The organism is Azospirillum formosense, assembly GCF_040500525.1.
Lineage (GTDB): Bacteria > Pseudomonadota > Alphaproteobacteria > Azospirillales > Azospirillaceae > Azospirillum > Azospirillum formosense_A.
On record NZ_CP159403.1, the window covers coordinates 235021 to 250527 of the forward strand.

General features: G+C 69.9%; 13 protein-coding genes, 1 tRNA gene and 1 pseudogene. 9 read left to right on the forward strand and 6 right to left on the reverse strand.

Annotation, left to right across the window (positions count from 1 at the left end; translation table 11 throughout):
- Window positions 1-47: 47 nt before the first annotated feature.
- A tRNA-Gly gene (locus tag ABVN73_RS14190) sits at window positions 48-122 on the forward strand.
- A 142-nt stretch (window positions 123-264) separates the two neighbouring features.
- On the opposite strand, the pseudogene ABVN73_RS14195 reads toward ABVN73_RS14190, so the two are convergent.
- Together ABVN73_RS14195 and ABVN73_RS14200 are read right to left on the reverse strand one after the other, a co-directional pair.
- Window positions 265-1271, reverse strand: a pseudogene (locus ABVN73_RS14195) (inorganic phosphate transporter).
- Between the two features lie 4 nt (window positions 1272-1275).
- A complete protein-coding gene (locus tag ABVN73_RS14200) occupies window positions 1276-1929 on the reverse strand; it encodes a DUF47 family protein (RefSeq protein ID WP_353860308.1) in 654 nt (217 codons plus the stop codon).
- A gap of 272 nt (window positions 1930-2201) precedes the next feature.
- Here ABVN73_RS14200 and ABVN73_RS14205 point away from each other — a divergent pair, with 272 nt between their 5' ends.
- A complete protein-coding gene (locus ABVN73_RS14205) occupies window positions 2202-3221 on the forward strand; it encodes a hypothetical protein (RefSeq protein WP_353860309.1) in 1020 nt (339 codons plus the stop codon).
- 57 nt (window positions 3222-3278) lie between these two features.
- Window positions 3279-3776, forward strand: coding sequence for a ribonuclease E activity regulator RraA (gene rraA, locus ABVN73_RS14210; protein ID WP_353860310.1), 498 nt, complete (start codon window positions 3279-3281; stop codon window positions 3774-3776).
- A gap of 65 nt (window positions 3777-3841) precedes the next feature.
- Here rraA and ABVN73_RS14215 read toward each other — a convergent pair whose 3' ends face one another.
- Both ABVN73_RS14215 and ABVN73_RS14220 read right to left on the reverse strand, forming a co-directional pair.
- Complete coding sequence (locus tag ABVN73_RS14215) at window positions 3842-4132, reverse strand: hypothetical protein (protein ID WP_353860311.1); 291 nt, start codon at window positions 4130-4132, stop codon at window positions 3842-3844.
- A gap of 142 nt (window positions 4133-4274) precedes the next feature.
- The gene (locus ABVN73_RS14220) at window positions 4275-5480 is read right to left on the reverse strand and encodes an MFS transporter (RefSeq protein ID WP_353860312.1); all 1206 of its coding nucleotides are present in this window, start codon (window positions 5478-5480) and stop codon (window positions 4275-4277) included.
- Window positions 5481-5624: 144 nt separating this feature from the next.
- Here ABVN73_RS14220 and ABVN73_RS14225 point away from each other — a divergent pair, with 144 nt between their 5' ends.
- Window positions 5625-6425 (forward strand): helix-turn-helix transcriptional regulator, encoded by an 801-nt coding sequence (locus ABVN73_RS14225; protein WP_353860313.1) that lies wholly within the window; start codon window positions 5625-5627, stop codon window positions 6423-6425.
- Window positions 6426-6577: 152 nt separating this feature from the next.
- Here ABVN73_RS14225 and acnB read toward each other — a convergent pair whose 3' ends face one another.
- Entirely contained in the window at window positions 6578-9163 is a 2586-nt protein-coding gene (gene acnB, locus ABVN73_RS14230; protein WP_353860314.1) for a bifunctional aconitate hydratase 2/2-methylisocitrate dehydratase, read from the reverse strand.
- A gap of 499 nt (window positions 9164-9662) precedes the next feature.
- On the opposite strand from acnB, the gene ABVN73_RS14235 reads away from it, so the two are divergent.
- From ABVN73_RS14235 to ABVN73_RS14255, 5 genes are all read left to right on the forward strand, one after another.
- Window positions 9663-11360: a DUF2491 family protein gene (locus ABVN73_RS14235; RefSeq protein WP_353860315.1), complete on the forward strand. Its 1698-nt coding sequence runs from the start codon at window positions 9663-9665 to the stop codon at window positions 11358-11360.
- Between the two features lie 39 nt (window positions 11361-11399).
- Entirely contained in the window at window positions 11400-11825 is a 426-nt protein-coding gene (locus ABVN73_RS14240) for a DUF350 domain-containing protein (RefSeq protein WP_353860316.1), read from the forward strand.
- Between the two features lie 45 nt (window positions 11826-11870).
- Window positions 11871-12641 carry a hypothetical protein gene (locus ABVN73_RS14245; protein WP_353860317.1) on the forward strand — a complete coding sequence of 257 codons (771 nt, stop codon included), beginning with the start codon at window positions 11871-11873 and terminating at the stop codon, window positions 12639-12641.
- 73 nt (window positions 12642-12714) lie between these two features.
- The gene (locus tag ABVN73_RS14250) at window positions 12715-12921 is read left to right on the forward strand and encodes a hypothetical protein (RefSeq protein WP_353860318.1); all 207 of its coding nucleotides are present in this window, start codon (window positions 12715-12717) and stop codon (window positions 12919-12921) included.
- 126 nt (window positions 12922-13047) lie between these two features.
- Window positions 13048-14307: a pitrilysin family protein gene (locus ABVN73_RS14255; protein WP_353860319.1), complete on the forward strand. Its 1260-nt coding sequence runs from the start codon at window positions 13048-13050 to the stop codon at window positions 14305-14307.
- Between the two features lie 120 nt (window positions 14308-14427).
- Here the strand turns inward: ABVN73_RS14255 and ABVN73_RS14260 are convergent, their stop codons facing one another.
- Entirely contained in the window at window positions 14428-15441 is a 1014-nt protein-coding gene (locus tag ABVN73_RS14260; protein ID WP_353860320.1) for a DUF2125 domain-containing protein, read from the reverse strand.
- Between the last annotated feature and the right edge of the window lie 66 nt (window positions 15442-15507).

A 15507-nucleotide genomic window follows, 5' to 3' on the forward strand; every position in this document is an offset into this window, starting at 1 on the left:
CTTGGTCGCCTCCGGGGCGTATACGGGCGCTCCTCCGCTGGAGCGGCGCGGGCGTAGCTCAGGGGTAGAGCACAACCTTGCCAAGGTTGGGGTCGAGGGTTCGAATCCCTTCGCCCGCTCCAGATCACAGCGCGACGGTACGAAAAAGGGCGGCCTTGCGGGCCGCCCTTTTCGCGTTTCCAGAGTTGGTCTTTCCAGAGTCGGTCGCGAGGCAGGCCGGTGGCGGGCCCTTCGGCCCGCCGTGCCGGGTCCGGCCCGCCGGTGTCACCACAGGGCCAGCGACAGCTCGTAGAAGATCGCGCCGACGATGGCGGTCGCCGGCAGGGTGATGACCCAGGCCATGACGATGCCCTGCGCCAGCCCCCAGCGCACGGCGCTGGTGCGGCGGGCGGCGCCGACGCCGATGATGGCGCCCGTGATGGTGTGGGTGGTGCTGACCGGCACGCCGAGCCACGTCGCGACGAACAGGGTGATGGCCCCGCCGGTCTCCGCGCAGGAGCCCTGGACCGGCTTCAGGTCGGTCAGCTTGGAGCCCATCGTCTTGACGATGCGCCAGCCGCCGAACAGCGTCCCCAGCCCCATCGCGGCCTGGCAGGTGATGACCACCCAGAAGGGCACGTGGAAGGTCTCCCCCAACAGGCCCTGCGAATAGAGCAGGACGGCGATGATGCCCATGGTCTTCTGCGCGTCGTTGCCGCCGTGCCCCAGGCTGTAGAGCGCGGCGGAGCCGATCTGGATGTGGCGGAACAGCCGGTCGACCGCGAAGGGCGTGGTGCGCCGGAACATCCAGGACACCGCCACGATCATCACGCTGGCCAGCAGGAAGCCGACCACCGGCGAGACCACGATGGCCGCGGCGGTCTTGGCCAGACCGGACACCACCACGGCGTCCAGCCCGGCCTTCGCCACGCCGGCCCCGACGAGGCCGCCGATCAGCGCGTGGGAGGAGCTGGAGGGAATGCCCAGCCACCAGGTGAAGACGTTCCAGACGATGGCGCCCATCAGCGCGCCGAAGATGACGTGCGGGTCGACCACCCCGCCCCGACGATGCCGGTGCCGATGGTGGTCGCCACATGCAGCCCGAAGAACAGGAAGGCGATGAAGTTGAAGAAGGCGGCCATCGCGACGGCGGTCCGCGGCGTCAGGACGCGGGTGGAGACGACCGTCGCGATGGAGTTGGCCGCGTCGTGCAGCCCGTTGAGGAAATCGAAGAGGAGGGCGACGCCGATCAGCCCGATGAGGATGGGCAGGGCGAGGGAAGCGGCTTCCATGGGATCAGACCTGTTCGACGATGATGCCGTCGATGGTGTCGGCCACGTCCTCGCAGGCATCGAGCACGCGTTCCAGCAGCTCGATGATCTCGCGTTGAAGGGCGTGGCGATGGGTGATGGGGGCGTCGAGCCCGCCGCTCTCGTCGCGCAGCCGGTGCTTGGCCTCGCGCAGGAGCCGGTCGCCTTCGCTCTCGATCCGCGAGACCTCGGCGGTCATCGCGTGGAGTTGCTCGACGTGCTTGGGGATGTCGCGGAGCAGGGGGATGCCCGCGCTCAGCCGGGCGGTGCAGCGCACGATGGCGTCGGCCTGGGCGTGCATTTCCGGCGTGTAGTCGGTGAAGCCCGCCTCCACGAGGTGACGCGCGGTCTCCTCGATGAGGTTGAGAACGTCGTCCATCCGCTTGCCGAGTTCCTGGATGTCCGAACGGTCGAAGGGCACGATGAAGGTGCGGTGGACGGCGAGCTGGATCTCCTTCTCGATGGCGTCGGCCTCGCTCTCGACCCGGCGGATGGTCTGGAACCGCTCCTCCAGGTCCTGGCCGCTGGCCATCATCGCCCGCAGCGCTTCGGCGCCCGTGGCGACGGTCCGGGCATGGTCGGCGAACAGGTCGAAAAACCGTTCTTCGCGCGGCATCAGGGCCCGGAACAAATTCAGCATGCGTGGTTCTCCAACTTACGCCGGCCTGCAGTGCTGGGGACCCGCACGGACGCGCGCGAGCCTCAGCGTCGCGGCTGGTGTAACATCCCCGGCGCCCGTGGGGAGTCACAAAAGTGTCATGCCGGGCCGCCTTGCGGCGAGATTTCACGGGGGTGCCCGGCGGAAAGACCGGTGATTTGCCGCGGCGGGCCGCTTATCCTGCTGCCGACGGTTTGGCAACGGGGTGGCGCGTGGCAGGGGAAACACGGATCGGTCTGGAAACACGGAACGGCTTGGAAACACAGATCGGCCTGACGGCGGCCATCGTATCGGTGGGCGTGTCCGCGAACGGCGCCGAGCCGCGCGTGGTGACCGTGCGCAGCGGCTTCGAGATCCCCGAATCGCACCGCCGCGGCGACGAGCCGCCGCCCCACCGCGACGCGCTGCCGGGCGCGCCCTTCGATCCCGAGCGCTTCCGCACGCTTCAGGACGGCCTGCGCGCGGTGGCGGAGGACGCGGCCGGGCTGACCCTGCGCTATGTGGAGCAGCTCTACAGCTTCGGTGACCGCTACCGCGATCCGCACGAGCTGTTCGGCGGCCCGCGCTCGCTGGTGGTCGGCTACCTCGCGCTGCTGCGCGAGGCGCCGCTGCGCATCGACGGGGCGGAGTGGCGCGGCCTCTACGAGTTCTTTCCCTGGGAGGATTGGCGCGATTCGCCGCCGGCGCTGCTCGATTCGGTGATCCGCCCGGCCCTGGCCCGCTGGGTCGCCGCGGCGCCGGACGAGCCCGCCCGCGCCCGCCGGGGCGAGCGCGCCCGCATGGCCTTCGCCTTGGACGGTGGGGAGTGGGATTCCGAACGGGTGCTGGAGCGCTACGAGCTGCTCTACGAGGCCGGGCTGGTGGTGGAGGCGTTCCGCGACCACGACCTCGCCCGTCGGGCGGGGGTGGAGGAGCGCACGGTGCGGCTGGAGATGCCGCGCGCGCTGGGCCGTCCGATGGCGCGCGACGGGCGCCGCGTCCTGGCGACGGCGCTGGAGCGGTTGCGCGGCAAGCTGAAATACCGACCCATCGTGTTCGAACTGCTGCCCCCGACCTTCACCCTGCACCAGCTTCAGCAGGTGGTCGAGGCGCTGTCCGGCGAACGGCTGCACAAGCAGAATTTCCGGCGCCTGATGATCTCCGGCGGGCTGGTGGAGCCGACCGGCCGGTATGAGAGCCAGACTGGCGGGCGCCCCGCCGAACTCTACCGCTTCCGCCGCAGCGCCATCCTGGAGCGCACCAGCACGGGGGCCATCGCCGCCCCGGAGGATTGACCATCCCGCCATTGGGGGTATCCTGCCGTCGAAGCCAAAGAAGGGGAGCGAAAGCGCATGACCGATTTCGACAGCACCTGCGACCTCTACGACCGGTTCGAGAAGACCGCCCGCGTCGCCGACCCCGTCTTCCGCGACTTCGGCGGGCGTTGCAAATTCAGCGGCGCCGCGGTGACCGTGAAGTGCTTCGAGGACAACTCCCGCGTCAAGGAGACGCTGGGCACGCCGGGGCGGGGCAAGGTGCTGGTGGTGGACGGCGGCGGCAGCCTGCGCGCCGCCCTGATGGGCGACCTGATCGCCAAGGACGCGGTGAAGAACGGCTGGGAAGGCGTGGTCATCCACGGCTGCGTCCGCGACGCCGCGGTGCTCGCCACGCTGGACCTGGGCATCAAGGCGCTGGCGGCGATTCCGCGCAAGACCGTCCGCAACGGCGAAGGGCAGACGGGCCTGCCGGTGACTCTGGCCGGCATCCGCATCAACCCCGGCGATCGGGTCTTCGCCGACGAGGACGGCGTGCTGGTGCTGGCTCCCGAGGAGTTCGGCGCGGCCGGCTGAGCCCGGCGTTGGACGGCCTTCCCCGGTCCCGGCGGACGGCGGGGGGGATCAACGGAACGGCCCCGTCAGGCAGCAACCTTTTCCCACCCCATCTTCTGGTACCGGTATTCCAGGATCGTCGGCGCCGCGCAGGCGTAGCCGACCCAGACGCCCAGGGTCATCAGGGCGCCGACCGGCCACAGCGGGATGGAGATCAGGATCAGCGCCGCGTGAATCGCGGCGTGCAGCCACTCGGCCTTTTTCGCGAAATAGACCGGGCCGAGCAGAAAGGCCCAGAGGATCTCGCGGTTGGTCACCGCCTCCCGCTGGCCATTCATGGGATTCTCGAACACCATCCCGGACGGAGCCGCCGCCATCCCTGCCTCCCTTTGGTTGTTGTCATTCTATTTGGGGAGGCAGTCTGAACGACGGCGGCCCGGCCTGTCGAGGCCGAAACGACCTTTTCCGGATGGTGGAGTAAAGGCCCGTCCGGCGGAGCCCCGTCGGCGCGCGGGTGGTTCAGGGCCCCTTGTGCGGGGAAACGTTGGGCAGCAGCGCGGCGGCCAGGCCGAGCAGGGGCACGGCCGAGCAGGCCTGGAAGACGAAGCCGATGCCCTTCCAGTCGGCCAGGACGCCGAGCCCGGCGGCGGCCATGCCACCGATCCCGAAGGCCAGCCCGAAGAACAGGCCGGAGACCATGCCGACGCGCCCCGGCATCAGCTCCTGCGCGTAGACGATGATGGCGGGGAAGGCCGAGGCCAGGGCCAGCCCGATCACCGCGCTGAGCGCGATCGTCGCCGTCAGCCCGACGTGGGGCAGCAGCAGCGTGAAGGGCAGGATGCCGAGGATGGACACCCAGATGACCGTCTTGCGCCCGATCCGGTCGCCGACCGGCCCGCCGATGATCGTCCCCGTCGCCACCGCCGCCAGGAAGACGAACAGGCAGAGCTGCGCCGCGTCCGGCTCCAGGGCGAAGCGCTCCATCAGGAAGAAGGTGTAATAGCTGGTGAGGCTGGCCAGATAGACGTACTTGGACAGGATCAGCACCATCAGCACGGCCAGCGCCCGGTTCACCTGCCCGCGGGACAGGCTGGGGTGACGGACCGCGGCGCCGCGGCGGGCCGGGCGGGCGTGGTCGCTGCGCGCGTACCAGCGCCCGATGCCGGTCAACAGCGCCATGCCGCCCAGGGCGGCCAGGGCGAACCAGGACAGGCTCTCCTGCCCGCGCGGCAGGATGATGTAGGCGGCCAGCAGCGGCCCCAGCGCCGAGCCGGCGTTGCCGCCCACCTGGAACAGCGACTGCGCCAGCCCGTGCGCCCCGCCGGAGGCCAGACGGGCGATCCGCGACGCCTCGGGGTGGAAGACGGAGGAGCCGAAGCCCAGCAGGGTCGCCCCGACCAGCAGCGCCGCGTAATTCGGCGCGAAGGCCAGCGTGACCAGCCCGACCAGCGACGCGCCCATGCCGATGGTCAGGGAATAGGGCGCCGGCCGCCGGTCGGTGGCGAGCCCGATGATCGGCTGAAGCAGCGAGGCGGTGATCTGGTAGGTCAGCGTGAGCAGGCCGATCTGGGCGAAGCTGAGGTCGAATCCGCCCTTCAGGATCGGGTAGATCGCGGGCAGCAGGGACTGGATCAGGTCGTTCAGCAGATGGCACACGCTGATCGTCCCCAGGACGGGCAGGGCCGTCCCCCCGGCCTTGGGCCGGGACAAGGTGGTGTCGGTCACGAAAGGAAGCCTTTTTTGGCGCTTGGCCGGGTTTGGCGCTTGGCCTGCGGGCGGGCTGCGCGTTGCTTGGTGTATGGCATCAGACTATGGTGAGCCGTGGCGGCCTGCCACCGCGGTCAGGCCGATTTCTTACGAGACTGGGCCATGGTCCGGAACCTGCGCATCGACACGGTCGAGGACTCGCCCAGCCCGCTGATCGCCCTGGGGCAGGACCATGCGGACGGCACCTTGCTGGCCGCCCACACGCACCGGCGCGGGCAATTGCTGTCCGGGGCGACGGGGACGCTGCTGCTGTCCACCGCCCAGGGGCGCTGGGTGATGCCGCCCCATTGCGGGCTGTGGATTCCGCCGGGCGTCCCGCACGAGGTCCGCATGATCGGGATGGTCATGACGCGGAGCCTTTATCTGGCCCCCGCGTTGGCCGACACCATGCCGGGCCGCTGCGAGGTGGTGGCGCTGTCTCCCTTCTTCCGTAGCCTGATCGGGCGGGCGATCGACGTGCCGGTGGACTACGACCCGGAGAGCCACGACGGCGCGGTGATGGCGTTGCTTCTGCACGAGATGCGGCGGCTTCCGGTGGAACCGCTGTCGCTGCCCTTTCCCGCCCACGCCGCCCTGGCGGAGCGCTGCCGGCGGTTCCTGCAGGAGCCGACGATCCAGGCGACGATCGAGGCGTGGAGCGACGGGCTGGGCATGAGCCGCCGCAACTTCACCCGGCTGTTCCGGCGCGAGACGGGGCTGAGCTTCGTGGAGTGGCGCCAGCAGGCCTGTCTGGTGTCCGCCCTGCCGCGGCTGGTCGCCGGGGTGCCGGTGACGACGGTGGCGCTGGACCTCGGCTACGACAACCCGGCGGCCTTCACGACGATGTTCAAGCGGACGCTGGGGGCGTCACCGCGCGCGTATCTGGCGCAGGCTGGTGCTCATGGCGCGGATCGTTCGGCCTGAGGCTCTCTGTGTTTCTGCGGTTCAAATGCCGATGTCAAAGATGAAAAGCCCCGCCGGAGCGATCCGGTGGGGCTTTTCATTAGCGCAAAAATTCTCGTGCTTGGCCCCCCTCCCGGCCTCCCCCCGCTGGGCGGGGGGAGGGGAAGAGTGGATCAGGCGGCGACCGTGTCGGCCACGTCCTGGAACTCCTTGATCTGGTCGAAGTTCATGTAGCGGTAGATGTCGCCGGCCTTCTGGTTGATGACGCTCACCTGCTCCAGATACTCGGCCGGGGTCGGCAGCTTGCCCAGCAGGGCGGCGACGGCCGACAGCTCGGCGGAGCCGAGATAGACGCGGGTGTCGATGCCCAGGCGGTTCGGGAAGTTGCGGGTCGAGGTCGAGATGGCCGTCGAGCCCTTGCGGATCTGCGCCTGGTTGCCCATGCACAGCGAACAGCCGGGCATCTCCATGCGCGCACCCGACTTGCCGAGAACGCCGTAATAGCCTTCCTCGGTCAGGATCTGGGCGTCCATCTTGGTCGGCGGGGCGATCCACAGGCGGGTCGGGATGTCGGTCTTCCCGTCCAGGATCTTGCCGGCGGCTCGGAAGTGGCCGATGTTGGTCATGCAGGAGCCGATGAAGACCTCATCGATCTTATCGCCGGCAACCTCCGACAGCAGCTTCACGTCGTCCGGATCGTTCGGGCAGGCGACGATCGGCTCCTTGATGTCGGCCAGATCGATCTCGATCACCGCGGCGTACTCGGCGTCGGCGTCCGGCTCCAGCAGCGACGGGTTGGCGATCCAGTCCTCCATCGCCTTGATGCGGCGGCCGAGCGTCCGGGCGTCCTCGTACCCGTTGGCGATCATCCACTTCATCAGGGTGATGTTGGAGCGCATGTACTCGATGATCGGCTCCTTGTTGAGCCGGACGGTGCAGGCGGCGGCGGAGCGCTCGGCCGAGGCGTCGGACAGCTCGAACGCCTGCTCCACCTTCAGCTCGGGCAGACCCTCGATCTCCAGGATGCGGCCGGAGAAGATGTTCTTCTTGCCCTTCTTCTCCACCGTCAGCAGGCCCTGGCGGATGGCGTAGAGCGGGATCGCGTTGACGAGGTCACGCAGCGTGACGCCCGGCTGCAGCGTGCCTTTGAAGCGGACCAGAACCGACTCCGGCATGTCCAGCGGCATGACGCCGGTGGCCGCGGCGAAGGCGACGAGGCCCGAGCCGGCGGGGAAGCTGATGCCGATGGGGAAGCGGGTGTGGCTGTCGCCGCCGGTGCCGACGGTGTCGGGCATCAGCAGGCGGTTCAGCCAGGAATGGATCACGCCGTCGCCCGGACGCAGCGCGACGCCGCCGCGGGTCGAGATGAAGGTCGGCAGCTCGCGGTGGGTCTTGACGTCCACCAGCTTCGGATAGGCGGCGGTGTGGCAGAAGGACTGCATGACCAGATCGGCGGAGAAGCCGAGGCAGGCCAGATCCTTCAGCTCGTCGCGGGTCATCGGGCCGGTGGTGTCCTGCGAGCCGACCGTGGTCATCTTCGGCTCGCAATAGGTGCCCGGACGCACGCCCTGGCCTTCCGGCAGGCCGACCGCGCGGCCGACCATCTTCTGGGCGAGCGTGAAGCCCTTGCCGCTGTCGACCGGGGAGGACGGCAGGCGGAACAGGGTCGACGGGGCGAGGCCCAGCGCCTCGCGGGCACGGGCGGTCAGGCCGCGGCCGATGATCAGCGGAATGCGGCCGCCGGCGCGCACCTCGTCGAAGATCACGTCGGACTTGACGGTGAACTCGGCGATCACCGCGCCGTTCTTCAGCGCCTTGCCCTCGTAGGGGCGCAGCTCGACCGTGTCGCCCGTCTCCATCTGCGAGACGTCGAGTTCAATCGGCAGGGCGCCGGCGTCTTCCATCGTGTTGTAGAAGATCGGGGCGATCTTGGAGCCCAGGCAGACGCCGCCGAAGCGCTTGTTCGGGACGTAGGGGATGTCCTCGCCCGTCCACCACAGCACGGAGTTGGTGGCCGACTTGCGCGAGGAGCCGGTGCCGACCACGTCGCCGACATAGGCGACGAGGTTGCCCTTGGCCTTCAGATCCTCAAGCTGCTTGATCGGGCCGCGGACGCCCGCTTCCTCCGGCACGATGCCGGGGCGCGGGTTCTTCAGCATGGCCAGGGCGTGCAGCGGGATGTCCGGGCGCGACCAGGCGTCCGGGGCCGGGGACAGGTCGTCGGTGTTGGTCTCGCCCGACACCTTGAAGATGGTCAGCGTCAGGCTGGCCGGGACCTCGGGGCGCGAGGTGAACCACTCGGCGTCGGCCCAGGACTGGATCACCGCCTTGGCGTTGGCGTTGCCCTTGTCGGCCAGTTCCTTGACGTCGTGGAAGTAGTCGAACATCAGCAGCGTGGTCTTCAGACCCGCGGCGGCGGCCTCGCCGCACTCGGCGTCGCCCAGCAGGTCGATCAGCGGCTTGATGTTGAAGCCGCCGAGCATCGTGCCCAGCAGTTCGGTCGCCTTGACCTTGGAGATCAGCGGCGAGGTCTCGTTGCCCTTGGCGAGCGAGGCCAGGAAGGCGGCCTTGACCTTGGCGGCGTCGTCCACGCCCGCCGGGACGCGGTGCGTGATGAGATCGACGAGGAAGGCTTCCTCGCCCTGCGGCGGGGTCAGGAGAAGGTCGACCAGCTCCTCGGTCTGCTTGGCCGAAAGCGGCAGCGGGGGAATTCCGAGCGCGGCACGCTCAGCGACATGCTGGCGGTAAGCTTCAAGCACGGTGCGGTCCTCTCATCCAAGGTTGCTCAACAGTCGTCCGATTCCCCGACCCGGGGGCGCGCTCGCGGACCCGGCTTTTTGCCCTTGCGGCGTCTTGCCACGCCACTGGTCCTACCATTCCGGAAGGAACTTCCGCGGAACGGAGATGTCTTACGTCGCGGCCTTGGGAGTCGTCAAGTCAACGCTCCGCCTGCGACACGTTTTCAGGCGCCGGCCATAGAAGTGGTATTACAACTTGCTCCCGTCGGCCCTGTGGATGGGCGGCGATTTCCTGAATTCCTCATGGTCTTTGCAATGAACGCCCCGGCGGGGTTTCTGCGCGGGCCACCGCATCACCATGTCTGACCCGCCGCGTCTAACCCGCCGTGAAGAGGTTGGCCGGCGAAGAGGTTGATGGTGAACAATTGGGCATGTAGGGTGTTCTGGCCGCCATCAACGGCATCGCGCAGGCCTCATGCCCTCCGGCTCCCCACCTTCTGGTTCCATGTCTTCTGGCCCCATGCCCCTTCGGAACCGCATCGCCGCCCGGCTCCTCTGCGTTCTTCTGGCGCTGGCGCCGCTCCACCCGCTGCCCGCCGCCGCACCCGCGGCGGTGCCCGCCGGGCTGGCCGCGGCCACCGCCGCGCTGCTTTGGCCGCAGGCGGCGGAGGCGCGGGCCGGCGGGGGCCGAAGCTCAAGCGGGGGATACAGCCGCCCGTCGGTGCGCACCCCGTCCTTCTCCACCCGCTCCGCGCCCTCGCGCGCGCCGTCCACCGGCAGCGGCGGCTACAGCCGTCCCCAGGGCGGACCGTCCGTCGGCTTTCCCGGCGGGGCGCCGTCCGGCGGCGGCGATGTGGGGGTGTCCCGGCGTTCGAGCGGCGAGGCGCTGGACCGCTACCGCGCCCAACAGCAACAGCAGCAACAGCGGGAGCGTACCCCGCCGGTCGCCGCCCCGCCGCCCCGTTCCGGGTCCGGGTCCGGGTCCGCTTCCGGGTCCGGTTGGGGTGGCGGCTGGGGCTCAAGCTCCGGCTCGGGCTGGGGGCAGCGGCGCACCGGCGGCTATGGGCCGGGCGGCTGGTACGGCGGCTGGCGCCCGCCGGGCTGGGCCTATGGCGGCCGTCCCAGCTTCGGGCTGTGGAACGGGCTGTTTTTGTGGTTCCTGCTCGATAACCTGTCGCGCCCCGGCTACGCCGACTGGTTCCACAACCACCAGGGCGACCCCGGCTACGCGGAATGGCGCGCGGAGGCGGAGCGGCGCGCGCAGGACGACCCCGACCTGCGCCGGCGCCTGGACGATCTCGACACCCGCCTGCGCGCGCAGGAGGACCGGCCGCGCGACCCCGGCTACCTGCCCCCCGACATCCCGCGCGACGTCGCGCAGGCCGCGCCGGAGACGCCGGCCGCCCCGGGGGAGTCCTCCGGGGGCGGCGGGGGTGGTTGGGGCACCCTGATCCTTTTGATTGTCCTCGTCGGGGGGATGGTGGTGGCCGTGACCGTCCTGCGCCGCCGCTCGTCGGGTTCCCGATCCGGAGGTTCCGCCATGACCCGTTCGCCCTGGAGCACCGCCGCCAACACCGCCGCCGGCATCATCAAGGCCAAGGCCACCGGCGCGTCCTACGAACCGTTGCTGTTCCGCGTCGGCATGACGCTGACGCCCGATCCCACGCCCTTCCTGCTGGGCGGCGGCGCGATCAAGGCCACGGCGCCGGAGGGCGCCGGCACGATGGTCAGCGTCGCGGCCGTCGGCACGCTGACGGGCGGCGGCGTGACGCTGCACCGGCTCCATCTTCCGGGCGGGAACGGCTTCTACCAGCTTCACCTGGGGGCCGGGGGGGCGCCGGACGAATGCCGCTGGTTCTCCGTGCTGGACGAGGTGCACCCCACCGACAACGACGAGTGGGGCTTCTGGCTGGACCCCGGCGACGGGATGATCGGCTATCCGCAGTTCCAGACCAAGGACGGCAAGCTGTACGGGCGGCAGTGGTCGCCCGGCGCATCCCGCATCGCCCCCGTCACCTTCGACGAGACGCTGACCGACCACCGCGGCAGCCGCACCCGCCGCGTGACCGCCATGCTCTACGCGGCCCCCACCGGCGCCGCCGACCCCGCGCCCCGCACCGAGTATGTGCTGGTCGCCGCGGTGGAGGACGGCGGCGAGGCGTGGGTGGAGGTTCGCGCCGGCATCGACGTCAACCCCGCCTCGCTCGCCCTCTCCTGAGTTCCCTGCCCAATCCCGTCAGCCCCTATGGAAGGCACCATGGACACCAGCGTCGCGCAAATCCTGCAGGGCCTCGAATCCGGCCTGCCGCTGCTGCTTCTGCATTTCGGAGCGACCCTGGCCCTGTTCCTGATCGGGGTGGCCGTCTACGTCGCGGTCACGCCGCTGCACGAGCGCGAACTGCTGGCGAGCGGCAACCAGGCCGCCGGCGTGGTGCTGGGCGGCACGATGGTGGCGCTGGCGATCCCGCTGGCGGCGACGCTGGCGACCAGCCTCGTCCTGGTGGATATCCTGATCTGGGGAGCCGTTGCGCTGGTCCTGCAATTGATTACCTTCCTGATCGCCATCTGGCTGTTCCGCGACCTGCGCAGGATGATCGAATCCGGCAACGTCGCGGCGGGCACGGCGCTGGCCGGTCTCCAGATCGCCGTCGCGCTGCTGAACGCCGGAGCCATGGCGGGCTGAAGCCCCACCCAAACGGACCCGCCGAAACAGAGAGGAACCGCAACCATGATCTCGTTCATCCGCAACCTCGTCGGGGTGAAGACCGATCAGGCCGTCCAGTCCGCGGTGGAAGCCCTGGTCCGCTGGGACCCGAAGGCCGCGACGGAGGCCGAACTGCGCACGATGGAAGAGCATCTGGACAGCCTCGGGCTCCAGGTCGCGCAGGCGCGCGCCGCCTATGAGAAGGAGCAGAAGGAGGCCGAGGCCATCCTCCAGCTGTCCCGCCAGCGCATGGCCGCCGCCGAGCATCTGCAGCGGCAGATGGAGTCGGAGGCCGACGCCGGCCGCAAGGCCCAGCTCGAAAAGAGCCTGGAGACGCTGGTGGGGATGCTGGAGCAGATGGCTCTGGACATCGACCGGGAGGAGCAGGACGCCGCGGACGCCCGCGATTTCCTGGCCATGCTGGAAAAGACCTACGCCGAGGCCGGCGGCAAGCTGAAGGCCGCCCGCAGCGCGTTGGAGCGGGCCGAACGGGACATGGGCCGCGCCGCCCAGCAGCGTGACATGGCCGAGCAGCGGGCGGAGGCGGCCCGGCAGGCGGCGGGGCTGAGCGGCGCCACCTCCAGCCTTGGCACGGCGCTGAAGGCGATGCAGGACGCGGCGGCCCGCGACCTTGCCCAGGCGGAGGCGTCCAGCGCCAAGGCCCGCCTGCTGAAGCCGTCCAAGCCGGAGGAGGACGATCCCAACATCAAGGCGGCGCTGGATGCCGCCACGGGGGCGAAGCCGGCGCCCAGCACCCTGACCGATCGTCTGGCCTCCCTGAAAAGCCGGCACTGAGCGGCGGGATGGATAGGCTCATCCTATCGTTGAGATAGGATGAGCCTTATCGATCCTATGAAATTTCTCCGCCATGATGCGAGCAGTGAAGATCTGCTCGCTGGAGGAAGCCATGCGCCGGTCTATGGCGGAGCTGTTGAACGAACTGGAACGGCACGGCGTGCGGCTGCTGCCGGGCGGACGCCTGCTGGTGCCGGGCGACGTTCCGGCGCCGCTGCTGATGCGCGCCCATCGCAACCGCCGCGCCCTCAGCGCCGCCCTGACGCCGCCGCGCGGTTGACGGCGCGCCCGCAACCCCGACTTTGACCCCAAACCGTGGGGCGTTGTTCCTGCGTGGACGGCGCCCCACGTCAATGCAACGCCCCCGATGTTCCGGGCGATCCCGTGCCCTACCAGGAGACCCTGTGTGACGATCCAACTGACCACCCTCGCCAACGGATTCCGCGTGCTGACGGACCATCTGCCGCATCTCGGCACGGTGACCAGCGGCGTCTGGGTCGGCGTCGGGGCGCGCAACGAACGGCCCGCGGTGAACGGCATCGCCCATTTCCTGGAACACATGATCTTCAAGGGAACGGAAAGCCGTGACGCGCTGGGCATCGCGCTGGAGATCGAGAACCGCGGCGGCGAGTTCAACGCCTACACCGACTACGACGTCACCGCCTATTACACGCAGATGGCGGCCAAGCACGTCGACGTCTCCTGCGAGATCATCGGCGACATCGTCCTCAACTCCGTCTTCCCGGAGGAGGAGGTGGAGAAGGAGCGCGGCGTGGTCATCCAGGAGATCGGCCGCTACGCCGACGAGCCGGAGGACGTGGTCTACGAGGCGCTGCGCCGCACCGCCTTCGACGGGCAGGCGCTGGGCCGCCCGATCCTCGGCCCGAAGGAGAACGTCGCGGGCTTCGGGCGGGAGCATCTGTTCGACTATGTGTCCCATTACGACCCGCGCCGCATGGTCTATGTGGTGTCCGGCAACGTCGATCACGGCACCGTGGTGCGCCGGGCGGAGGCGCTGTTCGGCCATCTGACCGCCAAGGACGACCCGTTCCACGAGACGGTCGTCAACAAGGGCGGGGCGGCGCTGCTGAAGCGCGACGCCGAGCAGGTGCATTTCATGGCGGCCTTCCCCGGCGTCGGCACCGAGGATTCGGCGAGCTACGCGTTGCGCCATCTCGCCAACATCCTGGGCGGTGGCATGACCTCGCGCCTGTTCCAGGAGATCCGCGAGAAGCGCGGGCTGGTCTATTCGGTCTACGCGGCGCCCATCCAATACTCGGACGGCGGCGCGCTGAGCTTCTACGCCGGGACCGGGCCGGAGGAGGTGGCGGAGCTGGTGCCGGTCTTCTTCGAGGAGCTTCGCAAGGCCCGCGACGGCGTGACCGCGGTGGAACTGGAGCGGTCGAAGGAGCAGATGCGCTTCTCGGTGGGCAAGTCGCTGGAGTCGACCATGCGCCGCGCCGACCGCTTCGCCCGCACCCTGCTGCGCACCGGCGAGGTGCGGACCATCGAGCAGATCTTCGAGCGCATCGACGCCGTGACGCCGGAGAATGTGGCGGCGGCGGCCAACCGCGTCTTCGCCGGCCCGATGGCGGTGTCCGCGGTCGGCAAGCTGGACCATCTGCCCTCCTACGAGGACATGCAGGGGATGCTGAAGGCGGCGTGAGGGTGTTCTGCAGCGACGTGTTGCCCCCTCCCTAACCCTCCCCCGCTTCGTAGGGGAGGGGACTTGGTTCTCCCTCTCCTGCGAAGCGGGGGAGGGCCGGGGTGGGGGCAAGAGGTTGCTCTACCAGACCACCGCCGGCAGCGCCGCGACCTTCAGCGGCCCCAGGAACAGCCCGCGGTTCTGCACGGTGACCGGGGCGGTCAGCACCGGCTCGCCGTTCGGCCCGGTGGGGCGGGCCAGCAGGCCCAGCATGGTGCGGGCCATCGCCAGCTCCTTGGGCCGGAACATCCCCTGGAGCGCGTCCAGCACCGCCTGGTACCCGCGCACCTCCGCGGTCAGCGCAGCCTGCGGCTGCAAGGCGGCATCCAGCGCCAGCGTGCCGTTCATCGCCAGCTTCAGCGGTCCCCAATCCACATTCAGCCCGTCGAGCTGGAGCGTGCCGCCGTCGCGGCTCCAGGCCGACAGGCTGACCGGCTCCGGCTTCGGCGGCTGGCCGAGGATGCGCGCGGTCAGCAGGAGCCGTTGAACCTCGCGGCCAAGCGAGTCCGGCGCGCCGTCGGGCAGGGTGGCGCCGCGCGCTTCCAGCGTGACCGACAGGCCGGTGTCGCTGTGGCTGGCCGGCGGCTCGGCCGGTTGGCTGGCGGTCAGGTCCAGCGCGGCGATGGGAACGGGCAGGGCGTCGGGCTGCGCCACGAGGTTGGTGAAGGCCAGCCGCGCCTCCACCGGCTGGCCGGTCAGGGTAAGGGCGACATGGCCCCGGCCGCCGTCGCGGGCGACGAGCGTGAAGGGGGGTTGGTTCGCCTGCACCACCGTCACCCGCTGCTCGCCGGGCAGCGACAGGGCGATGCGCGTGTGGTTCCACGGCGGCGCTTCCGCCACCAGCCGGGCGCCCCGCCATTCCACGTCGCGGGTGGCGAGGTGCGGCGCCTCCAGCGCGGCGCGGATGGTGAAGGGATAGCCGCCGACGCTCAGCCCGCCATGGGCCACCACGGCGCCCGCCGCCCGCTGCTCCTCCATCCAGGCGAGCACGCCGCGCTCCACCGCCGCGGCGGCCTGCCACCACCACACCGAATAGGCGCCGGACAGCAGGGCCAGGGTGAGAACGGCGAAGCCCAAGATCTTCCGAACGCGCATCTGTGGCATTTCCGTTTTGTGGCACCCACCTTATAGCGGGCGGTCCGGGGCCGTGCTAGCATTCAC

Coding starts and splice junctions, on each gene's coding strand:
- rraA (WP_353860310.1), top strand. CDS start 3,279: ATGACCGATTTCGACAGCACCTGCGACCTCTACGACCGGTTCGAGAAG.
- ABVN73_RS14200 (WP_353860308.1), bottom strand. CDS start 1,929: ATGCTGAATTTGTTCCGGGCCCTGATGCCGCGCGAAGAACGGTTTTTC.
- ABVN73_RS14225 (WP_353860313.1), top strand. CDS start 5,625: ATGGTCCGGAACCTGCGCATCGACACGGTCGAGGACTCGCCCAGCCCG.
- ABVN73_RS14245 (WP_353860317.1), top strand. CDS start 11,871: ATGATCTCGTTCATCCGCAACCTCGTCGGGGTGAAGACCGATCAGGCC.
- ABVN73_RS14235 (WP_353860315.1), top strand. CDS start 9,663: ATGCCCCTTCGGAACCGCATCGCCGCCCGGCTCCTCTGCGTTCTTCTG.
- ABVN73_RS14260 (WP_353860320.1), bottom strand. CDS start 15,441: ATGCGCGTTCGGAAGATCTTGGGCTTCGCCGTTCTCACCCTGGCCCTG.
- ABVN73_RS14215 (WP_353860311.1), bottom strand. CDS start 4,132: ATGGCGGCGGCTCCGTCCGGGATGGTGTTCGAGAATCCCATGAATGGC.
- ABVN73_RS14240 (WP_353860316.1), top strand. CDS start 11,400: ATGGACACCAGCGTCGCGCAAATCCTGCAGGGCCTCGAATCCGGCCTG.
- ABVN73_RS14250 (WP_353860318.1), top strand. CDS start 12,715: ATGATGCGAGCAGTGAAGATCTGCTCGCTGGAGGAAGCCATGCGCCGG.